Genomic DNA, 10391 nt, shown 5'->3' with positions numbered 1-10391 from the left:
CGCCATCCAGATCGTGGCCGACGACGAGACCGGCGAGTTGGAGAGCGCGACGATCCTCGGCCGGTTCGGCGAGGTGCCCGACGATTTCGCCGACACGCTGCAGGCCGCCTGACGCGACCATCGAGAGAAGAGAAAGCCTATGGCCTTCAAGCCAAAATCCGCCGCAGAGACGAAGGCTCGCGACCTGGGTCTGGCGCTCGCCCGGATCGCCGAGAGCGAGGGCATGCCGGCCCATGTCGGCGTGGACGCCCTGCGCCGGGCGAGCCCGCGCCTGACGCCCCTCGCGATAGGGCAGATGGTGCGCAAGCACCGCGACATCGTCGAGGAGGCACTCACCGAGCGCGGGCTCACGCTCGTCGATTACGCCGACCAGGGCCCCGGACGCGGCATGGAGTTCACGGTCGCCGACGCCTGAGAACTCATCGGCCTCGGGGATCCCTGCCATGGACGCCGTGCGCCGGGTCGGCGCCTACCTCCAGGTTCAGGACGGCGACGGCTGCCGCCACCTGCTGCGCGTTTCCAGTGTGCAGGCGGTCAGCGACACCGACCTGATGCGGAACGAGACCTTCATCACCGCCGCAGGCCGCACGATCCGCGTGCCGCAGCCGCTCGACGAGATCGTGCCCCTGATCTCACCCGGCGAGCGGTTACCGGTCGAGGAGGAGGCGGAGTCCTGGCCGTTCTGAACGGGTGGCTCGAAGACCTCGCCCGAGCGGGCGTCCAACCCGAAGGCGCTCCGCCTCGGTCAGGGCGATGATCTCCATCCGCCCCGCGCCCGCTGCGCGAACCATCCTCTGCCCTCGTCGGAATTGTCGTTTCAGGAACGATCACCGCGCGTGACTCTTGTCTCGGCACGTCGGGAGCCTGAGGAGAGCCGCGTGGACGATGATCGGGTCTGGTCGTTCGAGAAGAGCCTTTGGACCGGCGGCGCGGACCATTACCGCGAGTTGGTCGATGACGAGTGCCTGATGGCGCTCCCGCAGCCGCCCTATGTCTTCGGCGGCACCCAGGCGATCGAGGCGGTGTCGGACACGCCGCGCTGGTCCGATGTCCAGATCGAGGATGGTCGGATCGCGCGCCCTCAGGAGGGTCTGATCGTCATCGCCTACACCGTGAAGGCCACGCGCGGCGAGGAGACCTACGAGGCGCATTGCACGTCGACCTACCGTCGCCTGTCCCACGAGGAGTGGCGAGTCGTGCAGCATCAGCAGACTCCGCGCATCCTCGCGCCGGTCGTCGATGAGGAGAGCTGACGGATCTGCCGCCTCCAGGAGGGCGACCGAAGGAACGGGCAGGCCAGCGTTCCGAAGCGTGCGACGGGAACCCTCCGCCGATGCGGTCTGAAACGCAGTGAGGCGTGACGTGAGGAGCCTTTGGGCAGCCCGAAGGCTCCGTCTCTCCTCTGTCGGCAGACGGTTCAGGAAAGACCTGTCGGCGGTCCTTGCCTCACGCGGCCGACAATGCGACCGTGCGCGGAAACCGCCGTCATCTCATCATGTTAAGGAGATTTGGCTCCCCGAGCAGGACTCGAACCTGCGACAAAGCGATTAACAGTCGGGGCTGAGTGGCACGGTAGGCTCGCCGGATGGCTGATTCCCCCTGCCGTCGGCCCCTCTGTCAGCCGGCAGCATTCGTGCTCTCCCACCTCCCAATCGACCTGCTCCCGCTTGAAGATGCCGCGTGGAGCAAGGCATTTGCAGCTCTGCGCCCCACTCTAAATGCTAACTTCATTTCGGTGATTATTATAGGCAGGGTCCGGCCGTAGTTTTCACAAATATGTTGCCAGATAAGTCCACACAAAGAGATCCTTTGATCTTCCCTCCTGAAGTGGGCAAAGACGGCGCTGCGATACCTTTGTCACTCAAGATAAATCTGCCGTCATTTAATTCTAGAGCATTTGTTACCGCATTGAACGACACACAATGAGATACTCCAGAAAAACATACCTTCTGACCAGGTTTTGCGGTAATTATTCTATCGACATCCGCGTCATAGGAATTTATCACGTCGGAGTGGGTACCATAAATCTTAATCGATGAACGCGAGTTTGAACCATCAACGATGGTTGCATCAGAGATAAGGCCCGTGCCGACTTCGGAAAATCCTTTCTTACCTTGAAACAGTATTCCATAATATAAGGATTTCGAGCCCGGGTTTGGATTGCCGGACATCTCGATCCCTGCGGTCATCGGCAAGCCTGTGAATGTAAGATAGTCACCGAAGGCAACAGTTCCACCAGGCGCATAATCCCTGTTGAAGTTCGTATGATCAGCTTCACGACCGTAAAATGGGTAGTTACCAACACCCGCATGCATATGCACATCGGTGTTGATACCCCACATATTGGAACCGCCCGGCAACCCAAGCGCGAACACAGATAAGGCGACCTTTTGGTTATGGTTCGTCTGTGATAGACCACCTCCGCCCGTTTTGTTGATGAAGTTCACGCCGAGACCAGACTCTTGCTTTGTATTGTCAAGAGCTGTACGAGCCTGAACAAGATGCTGCGCGCGTTGAAGATATCGCTGATCATTCTCACCAACTGGTGAACCATCAGGCGCGCCAATGCCGACGACTGCTGCAAACGGGTTAGATATAGTTGAGGAAGACTTCGTACAGTAATGTTGTGGAACGGGACTTTGCGAGCCATCTTTCGATTTGCTCCACTTTGAGGTATCGCAATTACTGTTGTCCGATGCGTTCGACTCCGCCGATCTTTCGTCCTTCGAAATCGCCCCGCCTGTTACCACAGAAATCGATGCGCACACTATCGATAGTGCAATCGCCACTTTCTCTAATCTCATCTTCCATCTCACGTGGGCGCTAAATGAACGCCCCGAGGCACGCTAAAGGAATATCGCATTCCATGCTGTTTGCCTCGGCGGGCGCCAAGCCATTTGGTCTCACAATGATGATGTCTGTCGAGCACAAAAAGCCGTGGAGCCGTTGAAGGTGAATCGCTGTTTCATCCGCCACGCTCCATTGGGCCTTGCCGTTCCTGCCGCGTCTCACGCTGCAGTTCGATCATCATAGACATCTTTTCCTTGATGCGGCCAAAGCGCTCTTCAAGCTTCGGCAGCCGGTCGCGGTCGCGCTCAAGGCTCGATAGCCGCTCGGCGAGGCGCAGACTGTTCTGCGCGAGACCATCGATCATGCTGTCGAGCCCGGCGGTGTAGGAGCTGGTCCAATATATCTGTCCGGCTATGGCAACTGCGAGACTGCACACCGCCCAAAAGGCGCGCACCGCGGCAGGGTCACGATGCTGTCGGACGCTTCGCTTGAAACCTGGAGCGTGTCGGACATGGGGTCAGGCTTTCAGTAGGCGGGCGGCGCCGGCGCGGGCCAGCGTGGAGAGCGGCGAGGAGACGAAGAAGGCCGTCAGGATGGTGGCGTCGATCGCCACGTACTCGGGCGGCAGCGGCTCGATGGGCCAGCCGAGCGCGAAGGTCTTCGAGGCGCACATCGCCCCGAAGTGGACGGCCGGCGGGATGCCGATGCCGTAAATCAGGCCCTTGAAGGCGGGCGCGATTGCCGCCTTCGCTTGGTTGGCCGCGATCTCGGCCCGGACGACCTGCTCCGCCACGTCGCGCTTGTGTCCTGGCCGTTTTCCATCCCCTTGAGGATGGGCTGCAGGACCGAATTGCCGAACGCCTAGATAATGCCAGAGCCGACGGTGCCGAGAAGGCTTCCGATCGGGTTCGAGAGCCAGCCAAGGAGGCTCATCGCGGCGGCTCCCTCGACGGCAGAGCCGCGAGTTTCCTCGCATAGATGCCGGCGGCGAGCCGGGTGACGGCGAGGAAGGCGACCACCTTCGTGCTCGGCAACCGCGCGCCCGCAAGCTCCGCCCGAGCCACGAGATGATCGTCGCGCTTCGTGCCGCCGCCCATGAGGTGGGCCGGCCGAACATCGCGCTCGCGGTGACGCTTCAGTTCGAGCTCGGGCTTCGGCAGAAGGACGTGATCGGCGAGTGGGATCGTCCCGACGCGGAGGCACGAGCCCGAATCGCCGGGGCCATCATGGCCGGCGCATGGGTGTGGGATTGGGGCTTCATCTGGAACCACATCGACGGGACGATCCTGCGCTATCCGACGTCGAAGTCGAACGGCAACGAGGTCGCCGAGCACGATCTCATCCACTACCCCGAACTGCTCGCCGAACTGCCGCCCCGCCGCGTCGGGCCCTTGGTCATCGATGAGCGATCCGGCCTGCCCTGGAAACGCTCGCATTTCAGCCGGACGTTCCGCGAGATCGCCCGAGCCTCCGGTTGGCCCGACGGCATCTGGAACATGGACAGCAGGGCAGGGGCGGTCAGCGAGGCATTCGCGGCGGGCGCGGCGCCGGCCGACGTGATGCGCACCGCGACGCACACGCAGATGTCGACGACGATGCTCTACAATCGCGGATCGGTGGTTCAGTCGGGCCGCGTGGCCGAGCTACGAACGGCGCGGCGGAAGACGAAGCCGGCAGGCTGAAAACACCCGAGAACAACGACGGTACCAGGCGCGGTAACACGCTCTCGTCGAGTTCTAGCTAAGTGCTTGAAAGATTTGGCTCCCCGAGCAGGACTCGAACCTGCGACAAAGCGATTAACAGTCGCTTGCTCTACCAACTGAGCTATCGGGGATCACCCGGCCGCCTCGGCGGCGCTGGCGGGTCATTAGCCTTCACCGGGGGCCGACGCAAGGGTCCGTCCCGCGCTTTTTGCAGCTTCTGAGCCGGCGACGCGATTTTTCCCTCGAATCGCGGTGGGGCGTCAGCCTTCATGTCGATCGCACGACAAGACCGTTGCCGAGCGGGTCGCGCCTCTGCTAGAGACGCCTCGCTCCGGAGCGGCCGCTCGGCCCGGAGCGTCGCGCATCGACGCGGCGAGGCCTCGTGGCGGAGTGGTTACGCAGAGGACTGCAAATCCTTGCACCCCGGTTCGATTCCGGGCGAGGCCTCCAAACTTCCGATACTCCTCGACAATCGATCCGATCCGACACGGTGCAGGGCGCTCGCGCGAGCCTTGCAATTCCGGGGACGATCCACGACAACCCGACCCGCTCGGGCCGGCGCCGCGCGACGGGCGGGCGGAACAACGGTCTGGCGCAGCGGCAGGGATGGACGGCTCATGCTCGATTATGCTCAGGCGCGGCGCCTCATGGTCGATTGTCAGCTCCGGACCTTCGACGTGAACGATGTCGCGGTGCTCGACGCGTTCGATTCCGTGCCCCGCGAGCGCTTCGTCCCGCCGGGGCGCGAGGAATTCGCCTATATCGACCAGACGCTGACCTTCGATGCGGGCGAGGACGGCGTCCGCGCGATGCCGGCCCCGATGGTGCTGGCCCGGATGATCCAGGCCCTCAAGATCCGCCCCGGCACCCGCGCCCTCGATGTCGGCACCGGCTACGGCTACGGCGCCGCCATTCTCCGCCGCCTCGGCGCCGAGGTCGTCGCCCTCGAATCCTCACCCGATCTCGTCGGCGCCGCGCGCGAGCGCCTCGGCGACGGCACCGATCTGGTGCAGGGCGCCCTGGCCGCCCCGGTCGAGGGGGCTCCCTTCGACGCCATCCTGGTCGAGGGCCGCGTCGAGATCCGGCCGCAGGCCCTGCTCGATCAGTTGGCCGACGACGGGCGCCTCGTCTGCGTGCTCGGGCCGCACCGGAACGCCAAGGCGACCCTGTTCGTGCGGGCGGGCGACGCCTTCGGGTCGCGCGCCCTCTTCGACGCGTCGCTGCCCGCCCTCAAGAGCTTCGCGACCGAGCCCGGCTTCGCGTTCTGAGTCGGGTTCGGGCGCCGTCCGCGACCTGCGGACGGGACGGTCTCACGCCGGGCCACCGCACCGCACGACCGGGGCGCGTCGCGCCCGGAACGGCTCCGCATCCCCATCATCGCGCACCGGGCTTCCCCGAAGCGGCGGGCGCCGCGTCGCGCCCTTGTCCGGCTCCGGCGGCGATGAGGGATTAAGCCCGCGGGGGTGTCGCTTTTTTGAGGCACCCACCGCCAATCCGACGCCGCGGTGCGGGAAACTCTGTCGCTGACGGCGCAAGCTCGGCTACTCTGCCGCACGAGGCGGGCTGGCCACTCCATCGCATGGGCGTGCACTCGGCACCCCTGTCGCGACCCTCTCGGAACCGGTCGTCCGGCAGATGTCCCAGGAGGGACGAATGCGGGGACGGCGAACCGAGGAGGGCACGGCGGTGCGGCGGGACGGTAAATCGAGAAACCGCAAGGGCTGATCGACGTGAAAGAACGGAACCCTGCGGCGCGGTCCGCGCTCCGGCTGGCTGGTGCCGTCGCATCGGCGCTGGTCGTTGCCTGTCCGGCCGCTGCCGAGACCCTCGAGAGCGCGCTCTCCCGCGCCTACAAGGCGAACCCGGCGCTGAACGCAGCGCGGGCGAACCTGCGCGCGACCGACGAGGACGTGAACCGCTTCCAGGCCGGCTACCGGCCGAACGCGGCGATCTCCGCCGATATCGGCGTTCAGCAGTTCCAGGGGTCGATCTCCGGCCAGCAGGTCAACGGCCGCCGCGGCCTGACGGTGCCGGGCGGCGCCGGCCTCACGGTCAACCAGAACCTGTTCGACGGCTTTCAGACGGACAACCGGGTCCGCGCCGCCGAATCGACCGTGCTCGGGACGCGCGAGGGCCTGCGCCAGACCGAGATGAATACGCTGTTCAACGCAGCGCAGGCCTACATGAACGTTCTGAGCGACACGGCGACGCTCGAACTCCAGCGCAACAACGTCGAGGTGCTCGAGGAGCAGCTCCGCCAGACCCGCGACCGCTTCAACGTCGGCGAGGTGACCCGCACCGACGTCGCGCAGGCCGAGGCACGCCTCGCCGGCGCCCGCTCGCAGGTCAGCGCGGCGGAGGCGGCGCTGCGCGCCTCGATCGGCATCTTCCGGCAGGTCGTCGGCGTCGAGCCGCGCCAGCTCGCTCCGGGCCGGCCGCTCGACCGCTACGTGCCCGGCTCCCTCGATCAGGCGATCCTGATCGGCCTGAAGGAGCACCCGCAGATCCTCTCCTCGCTGCACGCCGTGGACGTGGCGGAGCTGCAGGTGAAGGTGGCCGAAGGCGCGCTCTACCCGCAGGCGCAGGTGACCGGCGCGGTGCAGCAGCGCTACGATCAGCAATTCCCCGGCGACAACGGCGTCACCGCCTCCATCGTCGGGCGGGTCAACATCCCGCTCTACCAGGGCGGCGGCGAGTACGCGGCGATCCGGCAGGCCAAGGAGAATGTCGGGCGCGCCCGCCTCATCGCCGACCAGGACCGCGACACGATCCGCGCCTCGATCGTGCGGACCTGGGGCAACCTCGAAGCCTCGAAGGCGCAGGTCATCGCCTCCCAGGCCCAGGTCCAGGCCAACGAGGTGGCGCTGAACGGCGTGCGCGAGGAAGCCCGCGTCGGCCAGCGCACCACCCTCGACGTGCTGAACGCGCAGCAGGAACTGCTCAGCGCCCGCGTCGCCCTGATCCGCGCGCAGCGCGACCGCGTGGTGAACTCCTACGACGTCGTCCAGGCGGTCGGCCGGCTCACCGTCCGCTTCACAAGCCTGCCGGTCACGCCCTACAGCGCCCGCGAGCACCTCGATCAGGTCCGCGATCTCTGGTTCGGCCTGCGGACGCCCGACGGGCGCTGACGGCCGCGCCCGGGCGGCGTTTTCCTGTTGGCCGGCAGCAAGCCATGGTTGATGCCGGACGAGGCGATGAAATAATTCGTTAACCTAATCATCGTCTTGTCAATCGTCACCGAGTATCGTCCCGATGAGCGCAGCGAGCCCTAAGGTTCAGGACAAGACGCAGGAACCCTCCATGGAGGAGATCCTGGCCTCGATCCGCCGCATCATCGCCGACGATCAGGCGCCGAAGCCCGCCGAGGCCGAGGCGCCGCCGCCCCCGCCGGCTCCGCCGCCGCCGGACGACGACGACGTGCTCGATCTCGCCGAGGTCGCCGAGCCCGTGCGCAAGCCGGAGCCCGTGGCCTTCGACATGCCCGAGATCGATTTCCGGATGCCGGACTTCGACGCGGAACCGGAACCGGCCTTCGACCCGGCCCCGAAGCCGGACCCCTTCGACTTCGAGCCCGAGCCGGCGCCCGCTCCGAAGGTGAGCGAGCGGGTCCGCGTGGCGGTCGAGGAGGAGGCGACGGAGCGGCTCGTCTCGTCGAGCACGGTCGAGAGCGTCGGCCAGAACTTCCAGCTCCTCGCCCACACGGTGCTGTCGCAGAACGCCCGCACGCTCGAGGATCTCGTCAAGGAGATGCTGCGGCCGATGCTGAAGAGCTGGCTCGACGACAACCTCCCGCACATGGTCGAGCGGCTGGTGCGCGTCGAGATCGAGCGGGTCGCCCGCGGGCGCTAGTTTTCGGGACGTCATCCATCCGGCCTCAACCGGGGACGCTGGAGTTGTGAGACTTCAGCAATCCCGCGCGAACGGGCCTATGCCCGCGCCGACGACATGTCGGACCAGCGCCGCCAGGAACGGCCGCCTTCCTGTTCCGCCACGACCAACACCGCCCGCCCGCAGGCCTCGACGGCGGAACGCCCATCACTCGGCCCGGCCTGAGCAAGGACGACCCGGCGATGCTCCTCGGCTAGGCATAGGCGTCGACGATCTTACCGGCCCGATCTGCCCTGCACGTCAGCACGCCTTGCCGCACCTCGTAATTCTCGCGCGTGTTGTGGCTTGCATAGATGAGACGGAATCCGACTTTGGCGACGGACCCACTTCGCGTCCGCCTCTCGGGTCCGGCCGAAGCGGCATCAATCCGTACGGCGCCCAGCTTCCTGGCCGACTGGGCGACGGTCGAACGGCAGGCCCTGACCAGCGAATTGCGACCGGGCGTCTTCGGCAGTGGCGCGAAGACGTACCGTAAGGCGACCCTGGTGCCCCGCACCTTCCCGTATTTCGGCAGCCGAGCAACGATCGTGCGTTCGCCCTTCGCTCGCGACGCGGCGGACGACAGGCTCAACTGCCACGGCATCTTCCACGTCGCGTATGTTTTCAGCCTCGGCGGCGAATGGCCCTGCCGGGCAGTCGCATCGCCGGTTCCGACCATCAGGATCATGCACGCAGCCATCGTGCTGGGAATGAGGGCGGCCAAAGCTCTTGCGCGCATGTGTCGGCTCCTAGATTTCCGGCTGGAAGACACGGCCGCTCAGTGCGATGTCGGCCGAAGAAGAGGGGGCAACGTGAAGCTTCTCGGCCGATCCGCTTTCGCGAGATGCGGCAGTGCTGGTTCAACTCCGCGACGTTGTTTGCTGAAACCACTGCCTTTGGGCGCTCGCCTGAGCGGTCGCGCGACCTTCGATCGTTCCTTCGCTTTCGCCAATGCGCTCGGCGGTTCGCCTCGCGTCGGACCAATCGCCTCCTGAGACGAGCCGGCATCGGGAGGGGCCTCCATGCGGACACTTCCAGGGCTCGGAGCGAGTGTTGCGCCCTCTTCGCCGACAGCAGTGCGAGCCATGAGGTCGACGGGGGGGCGTGTACTTGCGACGACCAGCTTTGGGGGAGCTACGATCCGTGCGGACGGCCCCTGCGATAGGGATATGCGAGCGGGGCGCGGGTCCGATGCAGCGGGCGAACTATCGGGGCCTTCGACGATCGCTGCGAGTTCAATCGTGTCCCCGTTCGATGGGATTGCTGCGCTGGGCGGACCATCGGTTCGAACGAGCCCATCCGGCGCCAGGACGGTGACCGTTTCAGCAGCCGGGATGTCCCGAACGGTGCGCGATCCCGCTGGAGACGTGGTCGGTGGTGCATCGATGGACGCGTGGGCCATCCGACGACCTGCTGTGTCGAGGGCTCCTCGGTGTGGTCCGAAATCAATGCGGGCAGCGACAGCGCCCATCAGAATCAACGCCGCGCCGCAGACGGCATACGGCCATCTCCTGCGCCGACCGGCACCCGCAACCCTCTCGGGATCGAGCGTCGGTGACTGAACCGCCGGTTCCGTATCGGCGCTGCCGCGGCAGGCCTCCGGAGGGGATCCTGGCCCGGCAGCCAGCCGATTCCAGTTCGCCTTTGCCTGCGGCGAGCAGGGCGCCTTGCCGTCTCCGGGTGATGGAGCCGATTTCGACCGGGCGCGAAGAGCGTCGCGTTCGCTGTCCAATTGATTCAGAAGTTCCGTGACCCAAAGACTGTCACGAGCCTGTTTTTCTCCGCGCGGCGAACAAGCGGGGCTCGGGTGAGGTGACACGAAATCCGGTGCGTGAGCCGGACTGCCGATGGATTCGAAATTCCGTTCCTCTCTCTCAAGGTCTGCCGAACTGGTGCGCGAACGGTGCCGTATCGGATTTTCATTCCGATCACCGGTCATCGTCCTACTCCGCGCGCATGCAGAGCGGTTGCTGCTGTAGGATCATCTGGCGGCGCCTGCTGAAGCTGTAAGGTAAGTCCGCTCCAGGTCAG

General features: G+C 65.6%; 11 protein-coding genes and 2 tRNA genes. 8 read left to right on the top strand and 5 right to left on the bottom strand.

Features of this window, described 5'->3' with window-relative positions; translation table 11 throughout:
• The first annotated feature begins 139 nt into the window (after nucleotides 1-139).
• The 3 genes from MFF42_RS22285 to MFF42_RS22275 all read left to right on the top strand — a co-directional run bounded on the left by MFF42_RS22285 (nucleotide 140) and on the right by MFF42_RS22275 (nucleotide 1253).
• Nucleotides 140-415 (top strand): adenylosuccinate synthase, encoded by a 276-nt coding sequence (locus MFF42_RS22285; RefSeq protein ID WP_238257837.1) that lies wholly within the window; start codon nucleotides 140-142, stop codon nucleotides 413-415.
• A 28-nt stretch (nucleotides 416-443) separates the two neighbouring features.
• A complete protein-coding gene (locus MFF42_RS22280; RefSeq protein ID WP_238257836.1) occupies nucleotides 444-686 on the top strand; it encodes a hypothetical protein in 243 nt (80 codons plus the stop codon).
• A 192-nt stretch (nucleotides 687-878) separates the two neighbouring features.
• Entirely contained in the window at nucleotides 879-1253 is a 375-nt protein-coding gene (locus MFF42_RS22275; RefSeq protein ID WP_238257834.1) for a DUF4440 domain-containing protein, read from the top strand.
• Between the two features lie 489 nt (nucleotides 1254-1742).
• Here the strand turns inward: MFF42_RS22275 and MFF42_RS22270 are convergent, their stop codons facing one another.
• The 3 genes from MFF42_RS22270 to MFF42_RS22260 form a co-directional block, all read right to left on the bottom strand.
• On the bottom strand, nucleotides 1743-2804 hold the full coding sequence (locus MFF42_RS22270) for a hypothetical protein (RefSeq protein WP_238257833.1): 1062 nt from the start codon (nucleotides 2802-2804) through the stop codon (nucleotides 1743-1745).
• 161 nt (nucleotides 2805-2965) lie between these two features.
• On the bottom strand, nucleotides 2966-3154 hold the full coding sequence (locus tag MFF42_RS22265) for a hypothetical protein (protein WP_238257832.1): 189 nt from the start codon (nucleotides 3152-3154) through the stop codon (nucleotides 2966-2968).
• A 153-nt stretch (nucleotides 3155-3307) separates the two neighbouring features.
• A complete protein-coding gene (locus tag MFF42_RS22260; protein ID WP_238257831.1) occupies nucleotides 3308-3583 on the bottom strand; it encodes a hypothetical protein in 276 nt (91 codons plus the stop codon).
• 274 nt (nucleotides 3584-3857) lie between these two features.
• Between MFF42_RS22260 and MFF42_RS22255 the strand changes: the two genes are divergently transcribed.
• Nucleotides 3858-4472 carry a hypothetical protein gene (locus tag MFF42_RS22255; RefSeq protein ID WP_238257829.1) on the top strand — a complete coding sequence of 205 codons (615 nt, stop codon included), beginning with the start codon at nucleotides 3858-3860 and terminating at the stop codon, nucleotides 4470-4472.
• Between the two features lie 76 nt (nucleotides 4473-4548).
• On the opposite strand, the gene MFF42_RS22250 is transcribed toward MFF42_RS22255, so the two are convergent.
• A tRNA-Asn gene (locus MFF42_RS22250) sits at nucleotides 4549-4624 on the bottom strand.
• A gap of 245 nt (nucleotides 4625-4869) precedes the next feature.
• On the opposite strand from MFF42_RS22250, the gene MFF42_RS22245 reads away from it, so the two are divergent.
• From MFF42_RS22245 to MFF42_RS26395, 4 genes are all read left to right on the top strand, one after another.
• A tRNA-Cys gene (locus MFF42_RS22245) sits at nucleotides 4870-4943 on the top strand.
• A 167-nt stretch (nucleotides 4944-5110) separates the two neighbouring features.
• Nucleotides 5111-5761: a protein-L-isoaspartate O-methyltransferase family protein gene (locus MFF42_RS22240; RefSeq protein ID WP_238257828.1), complete on the top strand. Its 651-nt coding sequence runs from the start codon at nucleotides 5111-5113 to the stop codon at nucleotides 5759-5761.
• Between the two features lie 462 nt (nucleotides 5762-6223).
• Entirely contained in the window at nucleotides 6224-7621 is a 1398-nt protein-coding gene (locus tag MFF42_RS22235; RefSeq protein ID WP_373875209.1) for a TolC family outer membrane protein, read from the top strand.
• Between the two features lie 124 nt (nucleotides 7622-7745).
• A complete protein-coding gene (locus tag MFF42_RS26395) occupies nucleotides 7746-8342 on the top strand; it encodes a PopZ family protein (protein WP_283206914.1) in 597 nt (198 codons plus the stop codon).
• A 232-nt stretch (nucleotides 8343-8574) separates the two neighbouring features.
• On the opposite strand, the gene MFF42_RS22225 is transcribed toward MFF42_RS26395, so the two are convergent.
• Complete coding sequence (locus tag MFF42_RS22225) at nucleotides 8575-9048, bottom strand: hypothetical protein (protein WP_238257827.1); 474 nt, start codon at nucleotides 9046-9048, stop codon at nucleotides 8575-8577.
• Nucleotides 9049-10391: the final 1343 nt, after the last annotated feature.

Source organism: Methylorubrum podarium, assembly GCF_022179745.1.
GTDB classification, from domain to species: domain Bacteria; phylum Pseudomonadota; class Alphaproteobacteria; order Rhizobiales; family Beijerinckiaceae; genus Methylobacterium; species Methylobacterium podarium.
The sequence above is the reverse complement of the archived record's forward strand: the minus strand, read 5'-3'. Positions and strand labels throughout refer to the sequence as shown.